General features: G+C 70.9%; 20 protein-coding genes. 4 read left to right on the plus strand and 16 right to left on the minus strand.

Features of this window, described 5'->3' with window-relative positions; genetic code table 11:
* Nucleotides 1–3: 3 nt before the first annotated feature.
* The 14 genes from ACFW0G_RS16520 to ACFW0G_RS16585 form a co-directional block, all read right to left on the minus strand.
* On the minus strand, nucleotides 4–711 hold the full coding sequence (locus ACFW0G_RS16520) for a LysM peptidoglycan-binding domain-containing protein (RefSeq protein WP_378326109.1): 708 nt from the start codon (nucleotides 709–711) through the stop codon (nucleotides 4–6).
* A gap of 47 nt (nucleotides 712–758) precedes the next feature.
* Nucleotides 759–1,184 (minus strand): phage tail protein, encoded by a 426-nt coding sequence (locus ACFW0G_RS16525; protein ID WP_378326111.1) that lies wholly within the window; start codon nucleotides 1,182–1,184, stop codon nucleotides 759–761.
* Nucleotides 1,185–1,210: 26 nt separating this feature from the next.
* Nucleotides 1,211–3,127 carry a hypothetical protein gene (locus tag ACFW0G_RS16530; RefSeq protein ID WP_378326113.1) on the minus strand — a complete coding sequence of 639 codons (1,917 nt, stop codon included), beginning with the start codon at nucleotides 3,125–3,127 and terminating at the stop codon, nucleotides 1,211–1,213.
* Between the two features lie 499 nt (nucleotides 3,128–3,626).
* Entirely contained in the window at nucleotides 3,627–3,785 is a 159-nt protein-coding gene (locus tag ACFW0G_RS16535; protein WP_179956874.1) for a DUF6760 family protein, read from the minus strand.
* Nucleotides 3,782–4,237: a hypothetical protein gene (locus tag ACFW0G_RS16540; RefSeq protein ID WP_378326115.1), complete on the minus strand. Its 456-nt coding sequence runs from the start codon at nucleotides 4,235–4,237 to the stop codon at nucleotides 3,782–3,784. The genes ACFW0G_RS16535 and ACFW0G_RS16540 overlap by 4 nt, the downstream gene beginning before the upstream one ends.
* A gap of 34 nt (nucleotides 4,238–4,271) precedes the next feature.
* The gene (locus ACFW0G_RS16545; protein WP_378326116.1) at nucleotides 4,272–4,709 is read right to left on the minus strand and encodes a phage tail protein; all 438 of its coding nucleotides are present in this window, start codon (nucleotides 4,707–4,709) and stop codon (nucleotides 4,272–4,274) included.
* A 21-nt stretch (nucleotides 4,710–4,730) separates the two neighbouring features.
* Complete coding sequence (locus tag ACFW0G_RS16550; protein ID WP_378326117.1) at nucleotides 4,731–6,251, minus strand: phage tail sheath family protein; 1,521 nt, start codon at nucleotides 6,249–6,251, stop codon at nucleotides 4,731–4,733.
* A 31-nt stretch (nucleotides 6,252–6,282) separates the two neighbouring features.
* Complete coding sequence (locus ACFW0G_RS16555; RefSeq protein WP_378326118.1) at nucleotides 6,283–8,148, minus strand: DUF4157 domain-containing protein; 1,866 nt, start codon at nucleotides 8,146–8,148, stop codon at nucleotides 6,283–6,285.
* A gap of 6 nt (nucleotides 8,149–8,154) precedes the next feature.
* A complete protein-coding gene (locus ACFW0G_RS16560; protein ID WP_378326119.1) occupies nucleotides 8,155–10,158 on the minus strand; it encodes an ATP-binding protein in 2,004 nt (667 codons plus the stop codon).
* Nucleotides 10,155–10,829 carry a DUF4255 domain-containing protein gene (locus ACFW0G_RS16565; RefSeq protein WP_378326121.1) on the minus strand — a complete coding sequence of 225 codons (675 nt, stop codon included), beginning with the start codon at nucleotides 10,827–10,829 and terminating at the stop codon, nucleotides 10,155–10,157. Before ACFW0G_RS16565 ends, ACFW0G_RS16560 begins: the two co-directional genes overlap by 4 nt.
* Nucleotides 10,826–13,930, minus strand: coding sequence for a hypothetical protein (locus tag ACFW0G_RS16570; RefSeq protein ID WP_378326123.1), 3,105 nt, complete (start codon nucleotides 13,928–13,930; stop codon nucleotides 10,826–10,828). Before ACFW0G_RS16570 ends, ACFW0G_RS16565 begins: the two co-directional genes overlap by 4 nt.
* Nucleotides 13,931–14,037: 107 nt before the next feature.
* Nucleotides 14,038–14,655 (minus strand): response regulator transcription factor, encoded by a 618-nt coding sequence (locus tag ACFW0G_RS16575; RefSeq protein WP_378326125.1) that lies wholly within the window; start codon nucleotides 14,653–14,655, stop codon nucleotides 14,038–14,040.
* Nucleotides 14,656–14,739: 84 nt separating this feature from the next.
* Nucleotides 14,740–16,044, minus strand: coding sequence for a hydrolytic protein (locus ACFW0G_RS16580; RefSeq protein ID WP_378326126.1), 1,305 nt, complete (start codon nucleotides 16,042–16,044; stop codon nucleotides 14,740–14,742).
* Between the two features lie 656 nt (nucleotides 16,045–16,700).
* Nucleotides 16,701–18,482 (minus strand): BTAD domain-containing putative transcriptional regulator, encoded by a 1,782-nt coding sequence (locus ACFW0G_RS16585; RefSeq protein ID WP_378326127.1) that lies wholly within the window; start codon nucleotides 18,480–18,482, stop codon nucleotides 16,701–16,703.
* A 151-nt stretch (nucleotides 18,483–18,633) separates the two neighbouring features.
* Between ACFW0G_RS16585 and ACFW0G_RS16590 the strand changes: the two genes are divergently transcribed.
* Nucleotides 18,634–21,408: a BTAD domain-containing putative transcriptional regulator gene (locus tag ACFW0G_RS16590; RefSeq protein WP_378326128.1), complete on the plus strand. Its 2,775-nt coding sequence runs from the start codon at nucleotides 18,634–18,636 to the stop codon at nucleotides 21,406–21,408.
* Between the two features lie 14 nt (nucleotides 21,409–21,422).
* Here the strand turns inward: ACFW0G_RS16590 and ACFW0G_RS16595 are convergent, their stop codons facing one another.
* Nucleotides 21,423–22,238, minus strand: coding sequence for a hypothetical protein (locus ACFW0G_RS16595; RefSeq protein WP_378326214.1), 816 nt, complete (start codon nucleotides 22,236–22,238; stop codon nucleotides 21,423–21,425).
* Between the two features lie 384 nt (nucleotides 22,239–22,622).
* On the opposite strand from ACFW0G_RS16595, the gene ACFW0G_RS16600 reads away from it, so the two are divergent.
* The 3 genes from ACFW0G_RS16600 (at nucleotide 22,623) to ACFW0G_RS16610 (ending at nucleotide 25,853) form a co-directional block, all read left to right on the plus strand.
* Complete coding sequence (locus ACFW0G_RS16600) at nucleotides 22,623–23,891, plus strand: XRE family transcriptional regulator (RefSeq protein WP_378326129.1); 1,269 nt, start codon at nucleotides 22,623–22,625, stop codon at nucleotides 23,889–23,891.
* Nucleotides 23,892–24,026: 135 nt separating this feature from the next.
* Nucleotides 24,027–24,140, plus strand: a complete 114-nt coding sequence (locus ACFW0G_RS16605; protein ID WP_378326215.1) for a hypothetical protein — start codon at nucleotides 24,027–24,029, stop codon at nucleotides 24,138–24,140.
* Nucleotides 24,141–24,563: 423 nt separating this feature from the next.
* Nucleotides 24,564–25,853 (plus strand): DUF222 domain-containing protein, encoded by a 1,290-nt coding sequence (locus ACFW0G_RS16610; RefSeq protein WP_378326217.1) that lies wholly within the window; start codon nucleotides 24,564–24,566, stop codon nucleotides 25,851–25,853.
* A gap of 53 nt (nucleotides 25,854–25,906) precedes the next feature.
* Here the strand turns inward: ACFW0G_RS16610 and ACFW0G_RS16615 are convergent, their stop codons facing one another.
* A complete protein-coding gene (locus ACFW0G_RS16615; protein WP_378326130.1) occupies nucleotides 25,907–26,161 on the minus strand; it encodes a hypothetical protein in 255 nt (84 codons plus the stop codon).
* Between the last annotated feature and the right edge of the window lie 117 nt (nucleotides 26,162–26,278).

The following is a 26,278-nucleotide window of genomic DNA, read 5'->3' on the forward strand; positions in this document are numbered from 1 at the left end:
GGTTCAGCCCGCCGTGTCCGTGGCCGGGATCAGCAGCTCGGTTCCCGGCCGCAGCCGCATCGGATCGTCCAGCCCGTTGGCCTCGGCGATGATCCGCCACGCGGTCGCGTCGCCGTACTCGCGCCAGGCCAGCTGCGCCAGCGTGTCGCCCGCGACCACCCGGTGCCCGCGCCGGGCCTCGATCGCGCCGGAGGTGGGGTTCTGGCCCGGCGTCCCGCCACCCGCCTCGTCGATGGTCAGCGAGCACCGGGCACGCAGCGGGCTCCCGTCCACATCGAACAGTGAGTAGGTGACCGAGACGCTCTTGACGATCCCGTTGAACGACACGGTTTTCGACCGCCCCCATTCGAAACGCACCCAGGGACTGGCCGGGCGTTTCCTGCCGAGGCTCTGGGTGGTGGGAACGCAGGCGAGCAGGATCGTCTGCACGCCCTGCTCCACCGAGTCGTCGTGTTTCGCGGTGGCGTCCAGGAAGATCTCCACGGACAGGGTGCGGGGCGCGCTGCCGACGAACTCGGGCACCGCGGCCTGGTCCGCCATCCGGGACGGCTTCCGCCGCCATTCGGTGCGCTTGGTCAGGGTGAGCTGGTTCGGGTTGAACTGGAACTTGACGCGCGCGATCGTGCCTCCCGGTTTCGCGCCGACCTTGGCGGGCGGCTGCATGATCAGCAGTTCCGCGCGGACCAGGTTCGCACCGGCCGGTGCGGTCATGGTCGTCCTCCTCTCCTTGTGGTCAGTGGCGCGAGGCGATCGCTGGTTCAGCCGGGCTGCAGGCCGTGGTGCGCGATCTCCAGCCGCTCCACCGCGGCCTCGGAGCGGGCCGGGTCGAAGTCCGGGCCGCTCCAGCGCACCGGCACGATCCCGAGCACGTTCCAGCGCGCGATCGGCGTACGGTCCGGGCGCAGCGCGACGATCTCGCCGTTCTTGCGTTCCACCCGCTGCACGATCGTGGTGAGCCAGCGGGTCACCTTCGCGGTGTCCGCGGTGACCGGGCGCGTCAGCGTGATGTTGGACCAGCGGATCCGGCTCGGCAGCTGCCAGACGAACCCGTTGTTCCCGCCCTCCTGGAACTGTTCCATCTCCACTTCGGCGCCGAGCCCGGAACAGCTGTTGAACGCCCCGAGATCGTCCCCGCCGATCGTCAGCCGGAAGAAAACCGTGCTGGCGAACACGTCAGTGGACATGCGGCACCTCCTTCCTCGTCATCCGTTCAGCGCCGCCGGGTGTGCAGCCTGCCCGCACGTTCCCGGCCCGTCCGCAGTTCGGCGCGCAGCAACCTGCTCACCGGTTCGGCGAGGCGCCGGGCCAGTTCCTCGATGCCGAGATGCTCGGCGGCCTTGGGCGGTTCGCCGTCGGTGTTCTCGGTGGCCTCACCCACCGGTGTCCCGGGCGGTGTGTCGATCGGGGTTCCCGGCGGCGTGTCCGGCTCCTCGGGGGAACTGGTCGTGGCGGAAAACCCCGAAGTGACAACGGAAAGCCGCGACGGATCGGCATCCCGCTGGATCGTGGCCGCCGTTGACGCCGGGGCCGCGATGGGTAATTCGGGTACCCAGCGCGCCGGAACGACCGGGGCGCCGGGGGCCGCGGGCGGACGGACCGGCGCGACGACGGCCGGGGCAGTGCCCGCCGGTGCCCGCTGGACCGGCGTCTCCGACAACACCACGCCGTGCCGCGACGGCCAGTTGGGCGCGATCGCCGGGCGGGGCGAGGCCGGGCCGGGCTGTGCCGGGCCAGGCTGTGCCGGGCCGCGCAGTGCCGGACGAGGTGCCGCCGGGCGCCGCGGGGCCGCGGGTCCGGCCGTCGCGCGCTGGACCGGTGGACTGCCTGGCTGTGTGCCGGAGCGCACCCAGCGAACCGGGGCGACGACGGTGCGATCCACTGTGGACTCCGGCGCCGGCGCGGGTTCGGCCATCGACCGCGTCAGCGGGCGATCGGCGAGCAGCTCCCGGACGATCGGGCGTTCGGCCTCCCACGCGGGTTCCCCCGGCCGGGCGACCACCAGCGGGGGCTCCCCTACCGGACTCGCCGATGTCGGCGTGGCTTCTCCGGTCCGGGCGGATTCGGCGAACCGCTGGATCGGCGCCTCGGAGAGCAGCGGCACCGACGTCGGCTGTTCGGGTGTCGAAACCACCGGCAGTACAGGCTCCGCGGGGCGATGAGTGACCGGGCCCGTCCGCTCGGGGTCCGCGATCCGGTGAATCGCCCCGATTTCCGGCGCCGACGGTGTCTCTCCGACGAGCCCCGGAACCGGCCGCGCGCCGGGCGAAGGTGGCGCGAGACCCGCCGCCACCGGAGCGTCGGCGTCGTCCCGTGCCGAAACCACCGGCAACTCCGGCCCCGCATGATGGTCCGTGTGGGGTTTCCCGCCCCTGGTCTCGGAAGCCGCGATGCGCTGAACCAGTCCGCCTTCGGAATTCGGCGGTGCCATCCCGGAAACCGGGGCGAACGTGGGCGCCGCCGCCCCGCTGTCCATCGCCTGTGCGGTCGGCGGCAACGCGGGCAACGGTTCGCCCAGTATCGCCGAAGGTCGCGCACGACCGTCGTTTTCCGGGCGCTCGGTGTCCGAAGTGGACCTTCGGGATCTCGCGACCTCCGTCGCCTCCGCGATGCGCTGCGCCACCCCGGCCTCGGACACCAGCGGCGCCACCACCCCGGGGACCGCGCCGGACGGCGACGGGGGCACGTCCGGCCCGAGCGTCTTCGCGGTCGGCGGTAGCGCATGCAATGGCTCGCCCAGTCCGACCGGTTGCCTTGCCTGACCGGGATTTCCGGACCGTCCAGTGTCCGAAGTGGAGTTTCGTGGCTCCGGGGTGGTCCGCTGCGCGGTCACCGGCAGCTCGCTCATCGGCGCGCCGAGTCCGGGCTTCCGGACCTCCGGCGCCGGGATCACCGGTAGCGGCGAGGCGTCCGCGTGGACCCGCTGAAGAGCGACGTCCGGTTCACCAGGCTGTTCCGGGGTTTCCCCCAGCACCGGACGATCCGGAGCCGCGTCCGCCGGCGGAAGGCCGGGCCGATCGACACCCCGTCCTGGTGCGGGCTCGGCGGACGGCACCGCACGGACCCGCCGGACGGGCAGCGCGACCCGCGCCACCGTGAGCGTTCGCGCCGCCGGAGCGGGACGGACCACGGCAGGCTCCGCTCGCAGGCCGCCATCGTTCGAAAGCGGATCGGCCGGTGTCTCGATCGGCATCGCGAACGGGGGACTTGGGGTGCCGGAACGCGGAACTCGCGTGTCTGGACGCGCAACTCGCGTGTCTGGACGCGCAACTCGCGTGTCTGGATGGAGAACTCGCGTGTCTGGGGCGGCGGGGATGCGGTGTACGACCGGTGGGGTGGTGCTGGGGGCGGGCAGCAGGGGGCGGGCCAGGCCTTTCGCGACGCCGGACGGGGCGGACGTGCTGACCGCGTGTCCCATGTCGGTGCGGAAGGAAGGGTTCTGCCAGGCGGCGAGCCTGGCACGGAAGCCGAGCGGGTCCGACACCGTGGCCACGCGCCGCACGGTCGGCGTCATCGGGCGGGCCGCCCGCCATCCGCCGTCCGGCACCAGTGGCGGCGCCACCGCTGCCTCCCCCGCCGTCGCCGGGACGCGGCGGCGGCGGAACCGGTCCAGCAGACCCACTCCGCACTCACCCACCCTCGTTGATCCGGGTGTTGATCCCGGCGATCTGCTCCACCCAGCGGATCCGTTCGTGGTGTTCCAGGTCCAGGATCTCGTCGCGGGACCAGTGGAAGTGGTACGCGACGTACGCGACCTCCTGGTGGAGCCGGTCGGGCGCGTACGTCACGATTCCCCCAGGCGATCACCGGCGATGTCCACCTCGAAGGCCGAACCGCACGACGGGCAGCTCACCGCCGCCCTGGTGTGGCCCTCACTGTTGATCCGGCGGTAGAAATCCTGCAGGAACGCGATGTCCGAGGCGAACATCTGCTCGACCAGCCCGGCATGGATGTCGGTGACCGAGCCCAGCCGGGTGATCACCTGGCTGAGCAGCACCACGCTCAGGTACGCGGGATTCTCCTTGACCCGCAGGTCGATCAGCGGCCGCAGCTCGTCCCGCGCGGTGGCCAGGCGCATCGCCCCGGACCGGTGCGTGACACCGTCCGCGTCGACATAGCCACGCGGGAGCTCGAACTCGAACTCGGTGCGCAGATCCTCCCGCCGCGAGGCGGGCTCCTCCACCGGCGGCCCCGCCTCCTCGGCCGACGCGGTGGGCGCGCTGACTGTCCTGCGCCTCATGCGATGACATCCATGATTCGCTCGCAAGCATCGCTCATTCGACGGAGATCTCCTCGAACGTGATGGTCACCTTTTCCAGCGCCGCGCTGGACTCGCCCGCCTTGAACGAGGGGCCTTCCCATTTGCTCGCCCAGCCCTGCATGAGCTGCATCCGCCGCACGGTCGAGCCGTCCGCCTGCTTGATCTCGATGGTGATGTTCTGCCGCGCCGCTTCGACCGCGCCGTTGTTCAGCGTCTCGGTGATCCACTTGGTGAACTCGCTGCTCTGGTCGAGCCCCCGGGTGATCGTCACCTCACCGCCCTTGCGGGCCCCCGGCTGCTTGCGGATCACCAGCTTGCCGTCGACGACCTGTTTCACCTCCACCACGTCCTCCTCGACGGTCAGCCCGCTGACCTCCTGGATGGACTCGACCTCGTAGCCGCCGAGCTGCAGCCCGAAGATGTGGGTGGAGAGTGCGTCTCCCTGCGCCATCTTTGCGTGCCTTTCTGGGGATTATTCGCTGACCAGGCTGGTGCTGTCGGAGAACTGGGACAGCCGGAAGATGACGAACTCGGCCGGTTTCACCGGTGCGACACCGATTTCGCACACCACCTGGCCGGCGTCGATCGATTCCGCGGGGTTGGTGTCGGCGTCGCACTTGACGTAGAACGCCTCGGCCGCGGTCCGGCCGAACAGCGCGCCGCGCCGCCATTCCTCGGTGAGGAAGCCGGTGATGTTGCGGCGGATGCTGGACCAGAGCCGGTCGTCGTTCGGTTCGAAGACCACCCACTGGGTGCCCAGCAGGATGGACTGCTCCAGGTAGTTGAACAGCCGCCGCACGTTGAGGTAGCGCCAGGCCGGATCCGAGGACAGCGTGCGGGCGCCCCAGATCCGGATCCCGCGGCCGGGGAAGGCCCGGACACAGTTGACGCCGATCGGGTTGAGCAGGTCCTGCTCCCCCTTGGTGAGCCCGGTCTGCAGATCGATCGCGCCCCGGATGACCTCGTTGGCCGGCGCCTTGTGCACCCCGCGCTCGGCGTCGCTGCGCGCCCACACCCCGGCGACGTGCCCGCTCGGCGGGACGACGACGTTCTTCCCGGTCGCCGGGTCGAACACCTTGATCCACGGGTAGTAGAGCGCGGCGAACTTCGAGTCGTACCCGGCCTCCTCCTGGCGCCACTTCCGCACCCGCTGCGCGGTCAGCCCCGGCGGGGTGTCCAGCACCGCCACCCGGTCGCCCATCTGCTCGCAGTGCGAGACGATCGCCAGCTGCACCGCCTTGACGCCCTCGGCGTCGATCAGTCCTTTGTGGAACGCGCTCATCAGGTCCGGGATCGCGACCATGGTGATCTCGTCGATGGCTTCCAGCCCGCCGAGACCGGTGCGCCGGTCCAGATCGCCCACGTACTCGTCGGCGGTGACCCGGGCCGGGACGTCGGGCGCCGGAGCCGGAGCGGGCAGTGTCACGCTCTGGTTTTCCGGGCGGGTCAGCGCGCCGCCCTGCGCCTCGCTCGCGGTGACCAGCTTCGAGCGCTCCCGGATCTGGGTCACCACGTAGTTCTTGACGTTCTTCCTGGTGGACACGTCGAAGGTCTCCACCACCTTGCCGCCCTGGCGCACCAAGAGCCGGAACCGGTCCTCCGGCGGGTTCTCGCCCTCGGCGTCGGCGATTTCCACGGCGATGTCACCACCGGCGCCGGGAAGTGCCGCGACCTGGAGCCCGCCCACCGCGGCCGGGGCCGCGGCGGGCGGGGCACCGGCGTCGGCCGAGGCGTTCCCGACCCGGACCACGTATGCCGCGCCACCGCCGTTGGCGAAGTAGCCGTAGACGGCCTGTGCCAGGAAAGTCTCGGCGACGAACCCGCCGAACGTTGCCACGTAAGCGTTCCAGCTGGTCACCAGCGTCGGCTCGTGGAAGGGTCCCCGCTCGGCGAACCCGACGAACGCGGCGACGGCGGTGCCGACGCCCTCGATGGGCCGGGCCCCACCCTGAACCTCCTCCACGTAGACGCCTGGGGAGAGATAGGTCGGCATGCTCGCTCCTCCTCTGTGCCAAGATCAGCCACTATCCACTTTCGCTGTTTCGCCCTCGACGGCGCGAGTGCCTGCGAACCCAATCGAGGGCACGTTCGATGCGCCTTCGACCCCCTCGCGCTTCGCCCCGCTGTACCTCGCTGTGGTCCTCGGTCTCCGGTTCGCTGGGAGGCGCCACGGTCACCAGCCCTGGCTGACGCTCGTCGGTCACCGGCGGCACCGGTAGCCGCACCGCCGGAATGCCCAGGTACTGCATCACCCCGGGCACCGTGTCCGGAATCGCCTTGTTCGCTTCGGGTTCGTTGGCCAGTTCCCCTTTGTCCCCGGCGAACACGTGCTCGCTGACATGCGCGTGGCCGACGACGACCACATACTTTCCCGGCGTGCGCTCCTGATCCTTTTCCACGACATACCGGGCATAGACGTTCATCATGGCCGCGCGCTTGTGCGGCGCCCATTTGTTCCCGGACTGGTTGTAGTCCCGCGTTCGCTGCATGCTCGCGGGCAACGCACCGACTCCCTGGACCCGTACGCCATGACGTTTGGCCGCGATCAGGAGGTCCGACATCCCGTCGTGGTGGTTTTCGGCCCGGTACATTCCGAGGAAGGCCTGCAACGCGGGCGGCATCTCCTCGCCGGGACCGGCGAGGTACTCGTCGACCAGTGCCTGATGGCCGTCCTGCCGGATGGTCTCGACGTAGACCGTCTTGATCTTGCTCTCGCCCCCTCGACGCAGGTTCTCCACCACGAAGTTCCACGCCGTCGCCTCTTTGTGGTTCTCGCCGATGACCAGTGCGGCTTCCTCCGCCAGCAAGTCCTGGAACTCGTCCTGCGTGCCGACGTCGCGGTAGTCCTCGGCCCGCCCGGCGAACTTCTCCGCCTCCGTCGCCGCCGCCTCGGCCAGTGCCGCGACCCTGCCCTCCTGTATTTCCCAGTACCGGGCCGTGTCCGGTGTCCCTTTCCCGAACTCGTCGATCGGGTTCGCGAGCTGGTCGACGCCTTCCATGCCCGCGAGCTGTTGCCCGATCGGGCCTCGCAGGAGCGCCACGACGTAGGGATACAGTTCGAAGAGCGTCACCCGGTCGTAGTATGTTTCGATCCTGCGCTCCGCGTCGTCGAATCGAATACGCGAGTCTTCCCTGATTCTCGGGTACTGTCCGAGCACTTTGCCGCAGAATTCTTCCCATTCCCCGGGCGTCGTGAAGGTCACTTGCAGGGAAGGGCCTCCGGGGGCGTTGGCGGCCACGCCGAGCGCGCCTTCCTCCACCACCCGCTGGACGACCGCATGCTCCGCCGAACGTTGCGCCGCGTGCGCGTGGCCGTGGTCACCACCCGGTACCGGCGAGTGCATGACCCGCTCCGCGTTGGCCTCGGCGGCGCGTTCGAAGCGGTCCGACGGATCGGAGACCTTCACGCCGTCCCCGGTGTCGGTACCGGAAACCGGGCCGGAACGCTGCTGCACGACGTGGGTCAGCTCGTGCGCCAGCATCTTCTTGCCCGCGTGCGAGTCCGTGTCGAAACGCCCGCGCTGGAAGACGATGTGCGAACCCGTGGTGAACGCGTGCGCCTGAACCGACTCGGCGGCCTCGTGGGCGGTCGAGTCGGTGTGCACTCGGACGTCGGAGAAGTTCGCGCCCAGCCGCGATTCCATCTCCGACCGGACACCGTCGGCCAGCGGCCTGCCCGATCCGGACAGCGCCTCGTGCACCGCCGAGCGCTGCACGTCGAGGCCGTCCGCGTGCCCGGCGAACCGCTGCACAACGGCCGCGTTCCCGGCGATCCGCTGCAGTTCCAGCAACCGGGCGTGGTCCGGGGAAACCCCGGCTTCCGCACGCTCAGGTGCCGAGAACCGCTGCGCGGCTGTTGCCGCTTCGTCCTGCCGGTCCTTTTCCCTCATCGGTCATCACTCCAGCCAGTCGCCGAATTCGCTGTCCAGCAGCAGCCGTCCGAGCTTGCGGTACTCACGCCGGATCGCGGCGATCAGATCGGCCATCGACACCGGCCTGCCCGCCTCGGCCGCCAGGTAGGCCGCGGTCACCGCGCAGGCGCGGATCGAACCACCCGCCAGCTCGAACGACTTCGCGCAGAACGCGAGGTCCACATCGGACGCACGCGGCAGCTCGGGTCCCAGGCAGCGGTCCCACAGCGCGAGCCGTTGATCGGCGCCGGGCACCGGGAAATCGACCAGCACGTCCAGCCTGCGGGTGAACGCCTCGTCGAGGTTCGACCGGAGGTTCGTGGTGAGCACCGCGATACCGTCGAAGGATTCCATGCGCTGCAACAGGAACGCCGATTCCAGATTGGCGTTGCGGTCGTGTGAGTCCTTGACCTCGGTGCGTTTCCCGAACAACGCGTCGGCCTCGTCGAACAGCAGCAGCCCATTCACCCCGGCCGCCTCGGTGAAGATCCGGTCGAGGTTCTTCTCGGTTTCGCCGATGTACTTGTCCACCACTGTCGCCAGGTCCACGACGTACAGGTCGAGGCCCAGCTCGGCGGCCACCACCTCGGCGGACATCGTCTTGCCGGTCCCCGATTCGCCGGCGAACAGCGCCAGCACACCGGTGCCGCGCCCACCGCCGGGCCGCATCCGCCACGCGCCGAGCACCCGCTCCCGGTGCCGCGCCCGCAGCACCAGCTCGCGCAACTGGTCCAGCTGTTCGCCGGGCAGTACCAGATCCGCCCAGCCGACGGCCGGTTCGACGCGCCGCGCCAGCCTGGCCAGCCCGGCACCGTTCTGCGCCCGTACGCCGGCCCGCAGGTGCGCCGTGGTGACCCCGCCGCCGTCGAGCAGTGCGAAACCGGCCGCCGCGCGGGCCGATTCGACGAGCTGGGCCGGGCCGAGCGTGTAGGGGGCGAGCGCCGCTTCCACCGTCGCACTGTCCAATTCGGACACCGGGAAACCGGTTCCACGCACCGTGTCCCGCCAGAGCCGCGCCCGATCCGTGCCCACCACTCGTTCGGCGGTCAGCCGCAGCGGGACGGTGCCGGGCCAGTCCGGATGCCACGGCCGGTCGCCGTAGAGCAGCACGGGGGCCCGGGAGGACAACCCGGTCAGCCCGCGCAGCACCCCACGCCAGCGCGGGTCCGCGAGCGCCTCGGCCGGGCCCGCCACCACCCCGGCACCACGCAGGCCCGCTTCCCTGCCCAGCGCGGTCACCACCGCCGCGGGGCCGTCCGTCTCGATCAGCGCCGGCAGGTCCGCCAGCACGGCGCCGCGGCCGGTCTCGGCCAGCGCGGCCTCGGCCAGTTCCGCGCCGGAACCGCCGTCCTGCCGCAGGTACAGCAGCCGCACGCCCGCGCGGAGGGCCCGCGCCACGCGGTCCGCCCGCCCGGCGGCCGCCTGCCCGGTGGCGACCGTGGCGACGCCTCGCAGGACGGGATCCGGCGCCGGATCCCCGAGCAGGTGCGCGGTCACCCGGTCCGGGACACGGACGGTCCGCGACAGCACTGGCCGTTCCAGCTCCTCCACGAGCAGTAAGCCGTTGGCGCGCAACGGTTCCCCCGCGGCGAACCTGGCGCGTCCGGCGGGTGAGAACGGCGGTACCCCGCACAGTTCCAGTGCCAGGCCGATGGTGGGCCTGCGCCGGGTGACGTCGTCGTTGAGATAGCCGTACAGCCGCTCGAACCGGGCGTCGAGGTCGGGTGCCAGCGCGATCAGCAGGATCGCGACGTCCAGCGCGGTGAGCCCGAACGCGGCCGCGAACTCCGGGAGCAGCGGCTCATCACCGGCCAGGTCCGGGGCGGGCACTCGCACGGGATCGTCGAGAATGGCCTGAACCGCCTCCGGGGTGAGGTAGAGCCCGCGGTGCGGATCGTCCGGATCGGGATCGGCCGCGCGCCGGGCGGCCACCGCACGACGGACCCGCAGTTCGATCGCGGCGAGCCCGGCGGCGAGCGGCGCGGTCACGACTCACCCGTCCTTCGGCGTGTCCTGGTCCGCTGCGCGCCGAACTCGGGGACGTCGCCGTGCGGCCCGGTCGTCGCGGGTTCCGGATAGCGCAACCGCCGCCGTTCCTCCTCCACGCTCAGGACGAGCCCGTCGGTGACGGACGGGCCGACCGGCGTGAGCTCGCCGAGTTGCGGCGCGGTGACCAGCAGATCGATCGACGGTTTGAGTTCGCCGCCCAGCGCGGACCACAGCTCCGACAGCGACCGGCCCTCGCCGAGCGGCCGGGCGGCCTGCAAGGGCAGGGTCAGCCCGGTGTCGGCCAGCGACCCGGCGAGCGTACGGCGGGGCAGCTGCTCGGTCGCCCCGAAGCGGGCCAGCAGCGCGGAAAGCAGCCGGTGCTCGTCCTGCGGCCGCGTGGTCCACGCGGTGACCAGATAGGCCAGGTGGTACCAGCGTGGCGGCGGGCGCCAGCCACGCAGTTCACCGCGCTCGTCGTGTTCCTCCATCCGGCCGGTACTGCGCCGGGCCAGATCCTCGCGGACGTCGTAGAGGAACACGTTGATCGTCGGCCCGTTGCGGCGGGCCGCCCACTCCTTCGTCGGTGCCTCGAAGACCACCTCGATCTGCGAGCCGAGCCACGCGCCGTCGGTGATCAGCGTGCGTAGCGCCTCGTCCACCTCGTGAATCATCGGCGCTCCACGAAGTTCGGCGGGCCCACCGACGGCGCGACCACCATGAACGGCGTGGTCACCGGCGAGAACCCGGCACCGCGCGCGGTGATCGTCCTCGGCCCGAGCTGATCCTTCGGCAGGATCAGCAACTGGGCCGCGAAACTGCCATCGCCCTGCGGCACGGCCGGGGCCGCGACGGCGGTGATCCCGGGCGACCAGTTCAGGGTGACCGGGCCGCCGGGCGGGAAGTCGGTGCCGCGCACCGAGGTCACGAACCCGGGCGGCCCGATCGGCGGGAGGGCGACGATCTTCGGCTGCAGCACCCGCAACCGGGCGGTGGCGGTGTTGTCGGCGAGATCGGCGTCCTGGCCGCTGCTGGTGAGCACCCCGGCCACCCGGGTGTCGACCGCGGCGCCGGGCGCGAACACCACCTGGAGCAGTGCCGACCCGCCGGGCGGCAGGTCACCGACGAAGCACTGGCCACCGGGACAGCCCGGCGGCAGCGCGACCACCGGTACCCCGGCCGGCAGCACCAGCGACACCCGTATCCCGGTGGCCTGCTGCCCGCCGGAGTTGCCGATCCGGTAGGTGGCGACGGCCCGGCCGCCCACATAGGACGGATCCGGATCGACGCTCACGCCGAGGCTCGGGCCGGGCAACGGCGGTGGTGGCAGCGGCAGTGGCGGCGGGGCGGGTGGTGTGGACGGTGGCGGCTGCGGCGGGGTCGTCGGCGGCGCCGGTTTGTCCACTGTAGACACCCGGGCGGAGGCGAAGTTGTTGCCTGGATCGGCGTCGAGCACCGGCCCGGAGACGAACCAGGACAGCTCCCGGACGCCGGGCGCGTCGCCGACGACCTCGACGGTGATCCGCACCGGCTTGCCCGGCTCCAGCACCCCGAGGTCGCAGCGGAGTTCGGCGGGCGCGCAGGAACCCCGTTCGCCGGTCACCCTGGTCAGCCGCAGGCCACCCGGCGGAGCGAAGGTCAGCGTGGTGCCCGGGGACGGCGCGGGGCCGTCATCGGTCACTGTCAGTGTCAGCCGGGCGGGCGCACCGACTACTGTGGACGGTGGCGGGCTCGTGAGTTCGGTCCGCAGGTCGACCGAGCGCTGCCAGCTCGGCTCCTTCTGCCTGCCCGGCAGCGCGGCCGTGAGCTGCTCCAGCCTGCCGCTCGCGAGGTCCAGCGTCCGCAGGTGTTCCGGGCTCGCGTCCGCGCCCGCCGCCCGTGAGGTGAGCACGAGCTTCCGGCCGTCCGGGGAGAAGGTCGCGTCCCGCGGCTGGTACGGCCCCGTCGGCGGAGCGGTGATCCGCCCGGTGCAGGAACCACCGGCCGACGGCAGCAGGACCCGGCATCCCGTACCGTCCACATGGGATTGCAACAGCCCGTCGAACTCGCGGTTGAAGACGATGGTGCGGCCGTCCGGGGAGAACACCGCGCTGTCGTCGACGACGTCGCAGTTCCCGCCGCACACCACAGTGGACAGATCGCGCTGGGTGCCGAAGGTCGCGGTGTCCACGGTCCAGATCCGGTTGCGGCGTATCTCGGTTCCGGACTCCATCCTGATGGTCCCGCGGCTGAACGCGAGCGTCCGGCCGTCCGCGGAGAACGCGGGCTGGGTGTCGTTCTGCCCTTCCGCGCCGGGTGGCGGGGTGAGCCGGTGCACCACGGTGCCGGTGGCCACCTCGGCGACCACGATCCGGCTCGGGCCGCCCTTGTCCGGCGGGACACCGCCCGGCGACCGCCGCGACAACGCGATCTTGGTGCCGTCCGGCGACCATACCGGGTCGAACTCCCAGTCCCCCGGCTTGCGGTCGGCCAGTGGCATCGGCCGCGCGTTCCCGCCGTCGGCGTCGGCCAGCCAGATCCGCTCGATCCGGCCGCCTGCCGGGCCCTCGAACCGGGTGAAGGCCAGCGATCGGCCATCCGGGGAATAGGACTGGCGTTCCATCCACGGGTCGTAGCCGTCACCGGGATGGAACAGCTTGGTCCCGTCGGTGGCGGAAGCGGGGTCCTCCCGCAGTACCGAGTGGCCGAGGTCCCTGGGGTCGGCGCCGTCCGGCCGGATGTCCTGCAGGTCCGCGGTGTCCCGGTCGTCGGCGGTCAGCCGGGTGACCACCAGCCGGTCGGCGAGCCAGGTGGGGAAGCTGACCTGCCGGTCCTCGGCGAGCAGCAGCCGCGGCGGGCCGGACGGGCCCGCGCCGGGCGCGGGCTGCTCGTAGACCTGGTCGAACTTCGGCGTTCCGCACAGGCAGTACCGGCTGAGGAACAGCACCGACTCCCCGTCCGGTTTCCACGAGGGCTGGCGGCTCTGCCAGTCGTCGTGACCGCCGCCGACCAGCAGCCGGTCGCCGGTGCCGTCGACGTTGATCACGTGTGCTTTCTGGTCCTCGGTGGTGCCCGCGTCCCGGTCGTTGTCACCGACGTAGGCGATGACGTCGCCGTGCACCGGATTCCAGGACGGCTGGATCGCGTCGCCCGCGCGTTCGTCGCTGATCCGCGTCACCGCGCCCGAAACCAGGTCCAGTGCGTAGATCTGGCGGCCCCGCACGGGTTCCCGGTTGCTGCTGAACGCCAGCCTGCCGCCGTCCGGGGACCACGACGGCCACTGCTCGTCGGCGATCGGGCTGCTGGTCAGCTCGCGCAGGCCCGTGCCGTCGGCGCCGACCGTCCACAGGGTGTGCCGGGTCCCTTCGGCCGAGGCGAACGCGACGGTCCTGCCGTCCGGTGACAGCACGGGATGGCTGGTGTCGAGGCCGGTCGTCAGCCGTCGCACCCTGCCGTCGGCGGCCCGCAGATACACCTGCGGCTTCGGCTCGTCGCGCGGGCTGGTGAACACCAGCTGCCCGTCGCGGCCACTGGCCTCGGAGTCCCGATGCGCCGGTCCGGTCCCGAAGAACGGCGTGGTCTTCGCCTTTTCGCCCAGATCCGGCGCGGCGACCGCGCCGAGACTGACGTGCCGGGTGCCCGCGAACGCGATGCGGCCCCGGTCGGTGCCACCCGGTGCCTCGTCCGCGCTGGCCGGCCGGTCCTTCGGGACGGCCACGAGCACCACGCACGCCGCGACGACGCTCAGCAGGACCGCGCCCAGCACCGATGTCCTGGGGTGCCAGCTCCGTTTCACTCATGCCTCCCCGAGGTGTCCTCGCCATCGTTTCCCGTCCGTCCCGGCCGCCGCAGTGCCGTCGCGGCCCCTTTGCCGGGCACACCGGGAGCCTTTCGGGCACCGCCTCAGATCAGCCCGTGCCGCATCGCGTATCCCACGGCGTGTGCCCGGTTCTTCAGCTGCAACCGGCAATTGAGCTCGTAAAGGCATTTCTTGACCGTGCGCTCGGAATAGGACAGTTTGGCCGCGATGTCCGCCGTGTCGAATCCGTCGGCGACCAGCCGGAGCACGTCCTGTTCGCGGGTGGTGAGATGGGAGAATCCCACCGCCTGCCCGGTATCGGCCTGCCGTTGCAACCGGCTCACCTGCTCGAACAGCCTGCTGAGCAGATCCCCGGACATACTGCCCTTTCCCGACGCCGCGGCGAGAACCGCGCGCGGCAGGGAATGCTCGCCCACCTCGGCCCGCAGCATCAGCCCGGCCACTCCGCATTCGATCGCCGCGGTCAGCCGGTGCGCCTCGATCTGCCGGACCAGCAACACTATCCGCGTGGAGTGCGTGGAATGCAGTACCCGCAACGCTCGCTCGCCGTCGTCGTCGAGCTGATCGATCACCACCACGGTGACCTCGCCGGGCTGTTCCTGCCCGACCAGGTCGAATTCGGCCCGCGGCCGCAGGAGGCCGGTCACTCCGGCCCGGGAAACGACGTCTTCCGCGCATACCGCGACAGTCACTCGGGACATTCGGCTGCTCCCCTTCGATTCTTTCCCCTGATGAGCCGATCCAGCATCACCAGGGGGAATCAAGAATCGATAAACGCCGGGGGCTCAGCCCTTGTCGGCGAGGAATCCGTTCACCGTAACCAGTTCGGCGCAGTTGCCCGCGGGTGGCCCGCTCGGCGGTACCCCGGTCTTGGTGCAGGTCACGGTGACCGAGGCGGTGGCTTTCTCGTCGACGTCGACCGGGGTCACCCAGTGGTAGTCCTGATTGCGGAACGTCTCCAGCGCGATCGTCGCGATCGTCCGGTCCCCGAGCTTGATCGTGACGCGGCCCTCGTCACCCTGGAAGTTCGACAGCAGCATGTCGGTGACCCGGAACACCTTGCGCTCCGGCACGGTGTAGCCGTTCGCCGCGGTCTGTCCCGGGCTGGTCTGGACCTCGATGGCCGTGTCGAACTGCCGCCGGTTCCCCCCGGTGCCCCCTGCCGGATCGGTGCCGTCCGGATTGTTCTCGCCGCCCTGGCCCTTGCCCTGTTGCTGCCCGGCGCCGGGTTTTCCCTGCTGGTTGCCACCGGGTTTGCCGCCCGGCGGGGTGTACCCGCCCGCCTCGGCGATCTGGTTCGTCTTGTCGTCCACCGCCTGCCGCGCCGCCGAGTTGACCGCGGGCCGCACCAGGCCGAACCACAGCGCCAGCAGCAGCCCGAGCAGGGCAAGCAGGGCCAGCAGCCAGCGCGGCAGCACCGGACGCTGGGTGAACGTCCCGTCCAGCACGATCGCGGGCGGTGCCTCGGGAACGACCGTGTCGTCCTCGCCCCGGCGGTTCACCCGCACCTGGAACGGTTTGGTCACCGGTTTGCCGAACCACATCAGCTTGTGCGCACGGACAGTCAGTTCCGACTCGGTGGACTGACCGGGTGGCAGCGTCAGCAGGTCCGGGCGGGTGAACAGCGCGAGCTCGTCGCTGCCGGCCACCCCGTCCACCGCCAGCGCGGCCGAGTCGTTGCCGCGATTGTCCAGCCGGACCGTGTAACGGGCCTTCCGCCTGCCCGCCTTCGCCTGCGGCACCAGCTCGGCACCGGCGTCGAGGTACGGTGCGACGATCACGGTTTCCTCGAGCACCACGGTGTCTTCCGGACGCTCGGCGGGCAGCACCCGGACACCGACCGGCACCTGACCCACCGGCGCCTCCGGCGACCGCGGCGGGGAGATCGACACCACGACGTCGCCCGAAGTACCGGGATACAGCGAAATCCGCTCCGGTTCCACGACCGCCCACTGCGCGAGCGCGCCGAGCACTTCGAAGGTGTAGGCCTCGACGATGTCCGTGCGGTTGAACACCGTCACCGTGACGGTGCCGGTCTCCCCCGGGGTGATGACGGGCGCGCCCAACGCGAGATTCGCTGAAGTGACCACCGCACCACGGTAAGCACCGCGGTGGCACGGTGCGAGGGACTGCGGGGCATCATCGCGGCCCCTTCCGGTTCCCCGGCGGCTCCGCCGGACCGGTACCGGCGACCTCCGGATTTCGAGCGCCACATTGGGGTTTTCTCGGTAAGGGGCGGGAGTGTGGCTTCGCTGGGGGTGTTTTCCCGAGGTGGTCGGGTGACGTCGGTGGCTGGCGGGGCGGGCTTGCGGTGGTGCCGGTGTCTCGAAAGCTCCGTTGGGGACGGTGAACGTCCTGAACGACGCGTTCGGGACAGGGGCCCAGCACTGGAGTGTCGTGAATGGGACATTGACGGCGTTGAACGTCCCCCATGTCCCATCCGCGACACTGCCGACCAGGACGCAAGCCCGCAACCGCCGTCGCCCGGATCGAACGCAACCGACCACTACCGAGAAAACCTCAATGAGGCTTTCTCAGTGGGTGTGGTGGTGCTGTGAAGGCCTCCTTCACGGCATGCGGTGGGTCCGAGGCGTGTGTCGCGAACGCTCCGTTCGGGACGCTCATCGTCGGCAACGGAGCGTTCGCGACATCGCACGAATGGAGTCGGCTGGTGCGCGGCCAGTCCGAGGGACGCCCTGGGTGCTTCCACCGCGCACCGGGGAGCTGCCGATGGCCCAGACCTGCTTCAGCCGCGACTTTCCTTACCGCACAACCGATCCCGACCGTCGGCGAGCCCGGCCGCGAATCTGCGCACCACGTACTGGCATCCGTACCGGCCCGGGGCGGGCGAGGTGAGCAGGGTCAGATTGACCAGCGATTCGGCCAGTTCCTCGGCAACGTCTTCCGGCCGCTCCAGGATCCGGGCGACCTCGGACAACGAGAGGTCGCCCGTGGACGCGGCCAGCAGCCGCAACGCCCTGGCCTGCTCCGCGCTCAGTTGCTCGGAGCCCAGCCGGAATCCGGTACAGGAGACGACCAGGTCCGGGGTCTCGCGCAGCCGTTCGACGGCCGAGGCGAGCCGACGACGCGGGTTTCGTGCCAGCCGTTCCGCCACTTCCCTGACGGTGAGCGGCAAACAGCCGCAGTCCACCACCAGCGCCATCGCCGCCTCCCGCTCGGCCGCCACCCGGTGGTTGCCGACGATCCGGGTGAACAGGGCGAGCGATTCCCCCGGTCCTGGCACCTCGAGCCGGCAGGTCGTGACGCCGGGCAGGGTGGTCAGCGGGGTGCGCCCGGCGATCAGCACCGCGCAGCCGGGCGTGCCGGGCAGCAACGGGCGGATCCGCTCGGCGTCGCGGACGTTGTCCAGCACCATGAGCACCCGCCGGCCGGCGAGCGTCGTCCGCAGCAGCGCGGACCGCTGTCCCGGCGCCGATGGGACCTCGGCCGCGGGAACCCCGAGCGCGAGCAGGAAATCGCGCAGTACCCGGGAAGGCTCACCCGCCCCCAGATCGGCGTGCAGCTGGCCGTCCGGGAACCGGGCCCGCACGCGATGCGCGACGTGCACGGCCAGTGCCGTTTTGCCGACCCCGGCCATCCCGGAGATCGCGGTGATCGCCACCGCGGTGCCGGTACCGGCGACCAGCCGCTCGGCGAGCTGGGCGGCGATCCCGGCACGACCGGTGAAATCGGGCAGCTCGGCGGGAAGCTGCGCGGGCCGGGGCCGCCGGACGGTGATCGCCCGCCGCGGCTCGGGAGCGGGGAGGTCGCTGGTGAGGATGCGCCGATGCAGCGCCACCAGCTCCGGGCCTGGCTCGACGCCGAGCTCCCTGACCAGCGTCTGCCGGGTGTCGGCGTAGACAGCCAGTGCCTCTGCGAGGTTGCCACTGCGGTACAACGCGGTCATCAGCTGTCCGCGCAACCCTTCGCGCAACGGTTGTTCCAGGCTGAGTGCCCGCAGCTCGGGCAGGATCCGGGCGTGCAGGCCCAGTTCCAGATCGAGTTCGAACCGGGTCTGGAGCAACGCGAGCCGCCGTTCCGCGAGCCGCGCGCGCTGCCGGGTGGCGTAGGGCCCCGGCACGCCGGCGAGCGGATCGCCCGCCCACAGCGCCAGCCCGGAATCGAGCAGGTCGCGGGCCCTCGCCGACTCACCCGCCCGGCGCGCCCGCTCCGCCGCGACGAACCTGGCCTCCGCGCGATCGGCGTCGAGCATGTCCCCGGACAACGGCAGGGAATAGCCGCCGCCCACCGAAAGCAGTACCTTCGCCGGTGCCCTCGCCGGGCGATGCGGTTCGAGCATCGCGCGCAGTCCGAGGACGTAGGTGCGCAAAGCGGTCAGCGCCCGTGACGGCGCCTTCTCGCCCCACACGGCGTCGACCAGCTCCGACGCTGTCGCGGCCCTCCCGCCGCGGAGGAGCAACGCGGCCAGCACCGCTTGCCGCTTCGGCGGGCCGATGTCCAGCGGCCGGTCGTGGTACCAGCCGCGCATCGTGCCCAGGACCGCGAACCGGAGTTCGCAGGCGCCCATGGAGTTCCTCCCACCCGAACGCCGCGGCCCCAGCCTCCGGACGTTCACCGACAAGTGGAACCGCGAGAACCCCAGATACATTTCCTCGTCGTCGGATAATTCACACCATTGTCGGGCGCCGCCGCCACGCCGGAGTCGGCAGGCTGGTGAAATGGCGATGGCAGACGAGGAGCCGCGTTTCGAGGTGCTCGGCCCGCTCCGGGCGTGGCGGGGGAAGTCCGAGATCCCGCTCGGTTCCCCGCAGCAGCGCGCCGTGCTCGCGATGCTGGTCGTGCGCGACGGCGCGCCGGCGTCGATCGGCGAACTCGTCGACGGGCTGTGGGGCGAGGCACCACCGAACCAGGCGGTGGCGGCGCTGCGGACCTACGTCACGCGGCTGCGCGCCGCCTTCGGCCGTCACTCACGGGACCGGGTCGTCGTCTCGGTCAGCGGTGGCTACCGGCTCGCCGCCGGTCTCCGCACCGATATCGGGGATTTCGCGCGAAAGCTCGTCGAGGCGGACCTCGCGCGGGCGTCCGGCGAACCGGCGGCGGCCAGGACGGCCCTGCTCTCCGCGCTCGATCTGTGGCGCGACGAGCCCTTGGCCGGGATTCCCGGCCCGTACGCGCAAGCCCAGCGAGCACGGCTGACCGAGCAACGGCTGAACGCGCTGGAAACCCGGCTGGAGGTCGACCTCGCACTGGGCAGGCACACCGAAGCCGTCGCGGAACTGACCGGACTGGTGCGCCGGTACCCGTTGCGCGAGCGGTGGTACGGCCTGCTGATGCGGGCACTGCACGACGGCGGCAGGCGCGCGGACGCGCTCGGCGTCTACGCCGATCTCCGGCGGGTACTGGACCGCGAACTGGGCTGCGAGCCCGGCGAAGACCTCCGCGCGCTGCACACCCGGCTGCTCGCCGGGCCGGAACCGGACGGACCGCCCGGATCGCTCTCGGTACCGGCACAGCTGCCCGCCGACATCACCGATTTCACCGGGCGTGCCCGGCAGGCCGAGGCGGTGCGCTCGGCGCTCGTCTCCGGGTCTCCTGTCGTGCTGAGCGGGACCGGCGGAGTCGGCAAGACGACGCTCGCCGTGCATGTGGCGCACGCGGTGCGGACACACTTTCCCGACGGGCAGCTGTACGTCGATCTCGGGGGCACCGAACACCGGCCTGCCACCCCGGCCGCGGTGCTCGCCGATTTCCTGCACGCGCTGGGTGTGCCGCGGGCGCGGATACCGGCGAGCACCGCCGACCGGTCCACCCTGTTTCAGTCCATTGTAGACGAACGAAAAGTGCTGGTGCTGCTGGACAACGCGAGGGACGTCGGGCAGATCGAGCCGTTGCTGCCGGACGGGGACGGGTGCGGGGTGCTGGTCACCAGCCGGGCGCCGCTCGCGGGGCAGGTCTTCCACACAGTGCACCTGGACGTCCTGGACGTCGAGGAGGCGCTGGCCCTGCTCGCCCGGGTGGCGGGCGAGCGGCGGGTGGCAGGCGAACGTCCCGCCGCGCTCGAAGTCGCCGCCGCCTGCGGCTTCCTTCCGCTGGCGATCCGGATCGCCGGGGCACGGCTGGCAAGCAGGCCGGCGTGGACCGTCGAGTCGCTCGCCGCGCGGCTGGCGGGCGAACGGCGGCGGCTGCGCGAGCTGCGGATGGCAGGCCTCGCCGTCGAAACGACCTTCGATCTCGGCTACACCCAGTCCCTTGTGGACAGTGGTCTGCAGGATGAGCCGGAAGCCGGGCACTATCGGTTCCACGACCTGGTGAAGCTCTACGCCCGGCAGCGCAGCGAGGCGGAGGACGGGTCCACCGAACGAGCGGCGGCGCTGGAGCGGCTCTTCGATTTCGCACTGGCGACCGCCCGTAACGCCTACCGGAACATCGAACCGGAAAGCGTGCTCGCCGACCGCCTCTCGCGCAGTACCGCGGCCGGATTGTCCTTCAGCCACGCGAAAGACGCGTATCACTGGGTGACCGCCCGTCGTTCCGCGCTGGCCGCCACCGCCCGCCGGGCCGCCGAGAACCCCGATTGCCGATTGCTGCCCGCCGCCGATCTGCTGCTCGTCACCTCCCTGCTCATCGGTGGCGACATCGCGAGCACGGAATTCGGGCAGGCGGCCCTGACGATCGCGCGGCGCGCGGACGAACCGGCGGACCCGGCGTCCGCCGCGCGGGCGCACCTGGTGCTCGGCAGGGTGGCGCTGGGGAACGGGCGCGTGCACGAGGCCGAAGAGGAGTATCAGCGCGCGCTCCGGCTCAGCGAGCGGGTCGATGATCGGCCGCTGATCGCCATCTGCACTCTCGCGGCCGGGATCCTCGCTGTGGAAACCGGTCGCCACTCCGAAGCGGCCGAAACACTCGACGAGGCAGCGGCCGCCTACCGGGCGCTGGACGATCGGCCGGGCGAACTGTACGCGCTCGCCTACCGCGCGCGTGCCCTGCTCGGCCTCGGGAGTCCCGAAGACGGCCTGGTCACGGCCGAGCGGGCGGTCCTGGTCAGCCGGGTTGCCGGACCCGTCGGGCTCGCCGCGCAGACCGCCCTGCACCAGCTCGGCACCGTGCTCGCCGAACTGGGCAGACCGGACGACGCGATCGAAGTCCACCGGGAATCCCTTCACCTCGCCAGAGAGCTCGGTAACACCGCGAGCGAGGCAGCCACCCTGGTACGGCTGGCCGAGCTTTCCCTGCGCGCGGGCCGCCCCGCCGAGGCGATGAACTACGCGAAGCGAGGCAGTCTCGCGAGCCGGCGCATCGAGCACCCGCGGCTGAAGGGCTACGCACTGGAGCTACGCCGTCGGGCACTGACCGAACTCGGCCAGGCCCAGCAGCACAAACCACGGCGTGTCCCCAGCCGGCACAGTGCCGCCCGCGTCCGGCGTCGGCACGCTTCCGAGCGCGACGCCGGGCTCGAACGGCTCGGCTGCTGTGGCGGCTCCGAGGCGAGGTGAGCCCGCCACGCGTCCTACGGAGCCTCGGACTTCGGCGGCGCGGCCGGTGCCTGGTGCAGCGAAAGCGCTTGCCCCGCCTCGGAATCCGGGGCCCAGCTGCCGGACTCCACGGTCCAGGTCTGCCCGGCGAAACTCACCTTGTCGACACCGAGCTGGGCGGCGCGGCCGACCAGCCAGCTCGCGATCTTCCAGCCCTCGGGCACCGGGTGTGCCCCGCTCAGCCTGCCGGTGCCGAGTTCCCCGGTCGCCACCGCGGCGAGGTCCGCGGGCGGGGCGAGGGTGAGGTTGCGGCAGGTGAGCGCGGCCGGGTACTGGCCGTTGAACGCCGCCGCCATAAGCCGTGACTGCGGTTCCCACTGGGCGTAGGCCTCGGGCACGCCGGAGAGCTGGACGGCCTGCGCCGCCTCGGTGATCGGCAGGTTTTCCCAGTTCGGCAGCTTCGCGAGCTTCTTGTAGAACGCCGTCGCCGCGTACACCGGGTCACGCAGCTGAGCGGGTGTACCCCAGCCCTGGCTCGGACGCTGCTGGAAGAGCCCGACCGAGTCCCGGTCACCGCCCTCGAGGTTGCGCAGCTTCGACTCCTGCAACGCCGTGGCCAGCGCGACCGTCCCCGCGTGCGCGGGCATCCCCAGCTTGACGCCGACGGCCGCGATCGTCGCCGCGTTCCCCATCTGCTCCGGGGTGAACGTGTACGACGACTGGGCGCCGTTGTCGCCGGGCCTGCTCACCGTGCATCCCGGCGTGGCGACCGTGTCCCGCGTGAGCGCGACGCCGATGACGATCGCCGCGACCACCACCACGACGACGCCGAAAGCAATCGCCAGCTTCAGACCACAACCCCGCAAGCCGTCCCCGCCCTCACCCGTTCGTCCCAATCTGTCCCTATTGTGGACGTCGCGGGCGGGTGCAGGTTGCGACGGCTCGCGGTTCGGAAGTGTGACGGTCTTCGCAGGCGGTGCCCGGCACGCGTGGGGCGGCGAAACCCACCGCCCCACGCGACCGCCCCCAGCCCCCGGGTCACGGGGTGTCCCCCGACCAGCCCTACCCTGCCCCGGCGCCCGCCAGGCCGGGAGGGCGCCGAGCGGGGCGGAACGCCGGGAGGATCCGGGGAGGATTCCCGCGCGGCCTTGACATCCGCCGGTGGCCGTGATTGACATCGGGATCGGGGTACCTCACCGTGGGTGATGGTGTCACCGTCGACGGGGAGGTTGATCGTGACAACACCCAACACCCGGCTGCGGGCGGCCAGGGAGCGCACGCCCTCACCGCACCACCCCGGCGAATGCCTGTCCCGCCAGGAACTGGCCGATCGGGTCAACGCCCACCTGTGGGAAAGCCGCGCGCTGCGGACGGAGATCGACGCCGGGTACGTCGGCAAGCTCGAACGAGGCGTCATCCGCTGGCCCGGCGGTCACTACCGGGCGGCGTTCCGGGCAGTGCTGAACGCGGACACCGACGCCCAGCTCGGGTTCCGGAACACCCGGCGGGCCACCGCACCGCTGCCGGAGGGTGTCCCGGACCGGCTCGGCGCGTTCCCCGCCGCTGTTCCGCGTCCGGTGCCCGGCACGGTCCGCGACAGCCACCTCCGGGAGGTCGAAGGAGCCGCCGAGCTGTTCGGCCGCTGGGACCAGGTGCACGGCGGCTGGTCGATGCTCGAAGGCGCGCTGGCGCAGGCACGCTGGGCCACCCGCCTGGTCCGCGCGGACTGCCCGGGGCGGCTGCGCGGCCGGCTGTACCGGGGACTCGCGGACCTCGTGGGTACCTGCGCCTTCAAGCTCTTCGACAGCGGGGCGCACGAAGAGTCCTATCGCTACTTCCGGTTCGCGCTCGCCTGCGCCGAGGAAGCGGGCGACGGGCACCGACGGGCGAAGATCCTCGCTCGCCTGGTACGCCTGGCTTTGTGGACGGACCAGCCCGACCGGGCGCTCACCGTCGCCGAGTACGCCCTCGTCCGCGCCGACCGCCTGTCTCCGGCCAGGCAGGCCATGCTGCACGCCTCGCACGCCAAGGCGCTCGCCGCGAACCTGCGCGGGCAGGAGGCCCTTCGGGCGATCGGTGCCGCCGACGAGGCGTTCCACCAGGCACCGGACGACGACGCGGACACCCTGTGGGCGGATCTGTACACCGCCGCCCACCACGCCGGGGAGACCGGCGAGGCACTGGCGACGTTGCAGGCCAACGGACTCGGCCGGTTCACCGACGATGCCCGGTTCGCCGTGGCCCGCACCGGTTTCGGCGCGCACTACCCGCGCGCCAGGGTGCTGGCCGAACTCCAGTTCGCGTCCTTGGTGATGGCGACCGGCGACCCGGTCGAAGCCGCGCTGGTCGGCACGGACGCTGTGGACAGCGCCGAGCTGATCAGCTCCGAACGCGTCGGCAGCTTCCTGCGCGCCCTCGACCGGAACGCCGGACGGCACGACGGAATCCACGAGGTACGGGACCTCCGTGAACGCATCAGAGGAACGCTCGGCTCGCCAGGATGAGGGTGGACCGAGGGAGGTCACCCGTGCCGGAGCAGCCTGCCGAGTCCACTGTGGATGGTGTCGGTGCGGCTACCAGCACGCCGAGATCCGAGCCGCACAGCACTGGTCATCGGGGCGGACAAGCATTCGACGATCATGGACCGGAGCCGCCGTACGGTCAGCCTCTTCGGGGCCGCGGCGAGCGCCGTCGTACTGGGGACGGTCCCCCGACGGTTACGGCGTTCATGCCACGCACCTGGTCGCCGTTAGTCAGTACGGCGATCTGATCGAGGTCCCCGGCGGTGGCACCCGGCTACCGGCCGGCTCGGCCTCCACGAAACCGGAAGACCGCTTCTTGCGCCGAGCGCAGATCCACCGCCGGCAACACGGCTCGCACGCCGTTTGTCCATGACGAGTTCCGCACTGGTCCACTGCGGCGATGTGCAGGTGAAGCCCGGGGAAGGCAACCGAAAACTGATCCGGCAGCGAAGGCTATGGCCGCACACCGCCCCTCGCGCTTCACCGCTCGATGGCCTGTCCAAGCCCCCTTCGCCGACCTCAAGAACCCCCACCGACGCCGGAGAATTCCCATATATCAACAAAGGAGCCGCCCAACGGTCCGCCTCCCACCTCCGCCGGGACAACGTCAGCCGTTCACGACCCTCAGCGAGTTCACTCGTTCGTGTCGAACGTATGTTCTATCAGCTGCGGTATGATGGTGTCGTGTCCGAGAACCTGTCCACCCTGGAACCGCCGCAGGACCTGTGGCGGCGATCCGGTCGTGCACTCGCCGACGAGGTGCGTACCCGACTGGAGTCCCTGTGGCGCTTGGACGCCGAGCTTGGCCAGTTCCTCATGGAGATCGAGTCGCGTGGTGTGTCCGAGCTGTACGGGTATGGGTCGACAGCGGCATGGTTCGCGCACATGGCACGAATGTCGCGCGGTGAAGCCAAAAAATACCTCGACCGCGCCCACGGACTGAACCCCGGCCGCAACATCGACGGTACCGAACTCCCCGCCACCGCACCAGCAACGCGTGCCGCAGCACTCGACGGTGAGATCGGCCCGCACCACAGCGACCGGATCCTCCACTTCCTGAAGAAGGTTCCCAGATTTGTGTCCAATGAGGACAGAAGCAGCGCCGAGAAAATCCTCGTCGAACTCGCTCGCCACGCCACACCACAGGAAGTGGTCAAGGCCGCCGACGAGATCCTGGCACGGATGGACCAGGACGGGAAAGAACCGAAGGACCCGGACCCGTCAGAGCGCAAGCCCGAGTTACGGTTGCGGCAGCGCAAGGACGGCTGGTTCGACATCGACGGACAGCTCGATCCCATCACCGGCACCCGGCTGAGCACGATTCTCGATCCTCTCGCCACACCACGCCCCGCTGGGGAAGACAGGTGGCCGGATCTGCGGTCGCCGTCCCAGCGGTACGGGGAAGCCTTCGGCGAAGCCATCGCCATGCTCGCCAACGTGCCCGACGTGCCCGGCGGCGACCGCGCCCAACTCCTGGTCACCGTGACACTCGAAGACTTGAAGTCGAAGCTGGGCACCGCGTGCCTGGACATGGTCAGCACCATCACCGCCACCGAAGCCCGCATGCTCGCCTGCGACTGCCACGTCATCCCCGCCGTCCTCGGCACCAAAGGCGAACCCCTCGACCTCGGCAGAGCCAAACGACTCGTCACCCCAGCACTACGGAAAGCGCTGAATATCCGGGACGGCGGCTGCGCCTTCCCCGGCTGTCATCGCAAGCCCCGACACTGCGACGCCCACCACATAACCCTGTGGACCCACGACGGACACACCATCCTCCGCAATCTCGTCCTGCTCTGCGGCGCCCACCACCGGCTCCTCCACAAAGCCGACTGGAAAGTCCGCATCGCCGAAGACGGACTCCCCGAATTCATCCCGCCAGATTACGTGGACCCGCTACGCAGACCCAGACGCAACATCCTCCATCGCCCCGTTCTCGGCTAATACGGGTCTGTTCCCTCAATAGACCAGCCGGACGGTCGCTGGTGTTGTGCGGGTCATGCGGCATTGTCGGGGATGAGCTGGGAGATGTCGTAGCCCTGCTCGGCCAGTTCGATGAGCAGTCGGCGAGCGCGGTGTGCTTGGTGTTGGAGTGAGCGGGGTTTGCGGTCGAAGTAGTCGGGTCCGAGGTCGTGGTGGGCGATGTCGCTGGTGAGCATGTGCCAGATCGCGGTCAGGATCTTGTGTTGGACAACGACTTGGGCGCGTAGCGGCCCGCGGCGTTTCCGCAACCGCTGGTAGTTGCTCTTCAAGTAGCTGGGGGGCTGGCAGTCTGGGCGATGATGCCGCACGTGATCCGGTCAGAGATTGCGGGGATGGTCATCAGTAGTTCCTTGGCCCGCGCGAAAGGGGCGCATCGCCTCCTCGAT

The organism is Amycolatopsis sp. NPDC058986, from assembly GCF_042741125.1.
GTDB lineage: Bacteria > Actinomycetota > Actinomycetes > Mycobacteriales > Pseudonocardiaceae > Amycolatopsis.

Coding starts and splice junctions, on each gene's coding strand:
- ACFW0G_RS16610 (WP_378326217.1), top strand. CDS start 24,564: ATGTTCTATCAGCTGCGGTATGATGGTGTCGTGTCCGAGAACCTGTCC.
- ACFW0G_RS16605 (WP_378326215.1), top strand. CDS start 24,027: ATGGACCGGAGCCGCCGTACGGTCAGCCTCTTCGGGGCCGCGGCGAGC.
- ACFW0G_RS16590 (WP_378326128.1), top strand. CDS start 18,634: ATGGCGATGGCAGACGAGGAGCCGCGTTTCGAGGTGCTCGGCCCGCTC.
- ACFW0G_RS16550 (WP_378326117.1), bottom strand. CDS start 6,251: ATGCCGACCTATCTCTCCCCAGGCGTCTACGTGGAGGAGGTTCAGGGT.
- ACFW0G_RS16575 (WP_378326125.1), bottom strand. CDS start 14,655: ATGTCCCGAGTGACTGTCGCGGTATGCGCGGAAGACGTCGTTTCCCGG.
- ACFW0G_RS16585 (WP_378326127.1), bottom strand. CDS start 18,482: ATGGGCGCCTGCGAACTCCGGTTCGCGGTCCTGGGCACGATGCGCGGC.
- ACFW0G_RS16520 (WP_378326109.1), bottom strand. CDS start 711: ATGACCGCACCGGCCGGTGCGAACCTGGTCCGCGCGGAACTGCTGATC.
- ACFW0G_RS16525 (WP_378326111.1), bottom strand. CDS start 1,184: ATGTCCACTGACGTGTTCGCCAGCACGGTTTTCTTCCGGCTGACGATC.
- ACFW0G_RS16565 (WP_378326121.1), bottom strand. CDS start 10,829: ATGATTCACGAGGTGGACGAGGCGCTACGCACGCTGATCACCGACGGC.
- ACFW0G_RS16545 (WP_378326116.1), bottom strand. CDS start 4,709: ATGGCGCAGGGAGACGCACTCTCCACCCACATCTTCGGGCTGCAGCTC.
- ACFW0G_RS16555 (WP_378326118.1), bottom strand. CDS start 8,148: ATGAGGGAAAAGGACCGGCAGGACGAAGCGGCAACAGCCGCGCAGCGG.
- ACFW0G_RS16540 (WP_378326115.1), bottom strand. CDS start 4,237: ATGAGGCGCAGGACAGTCAGCGCGCCCACCGCGTCGGCCGAGGAGGCG.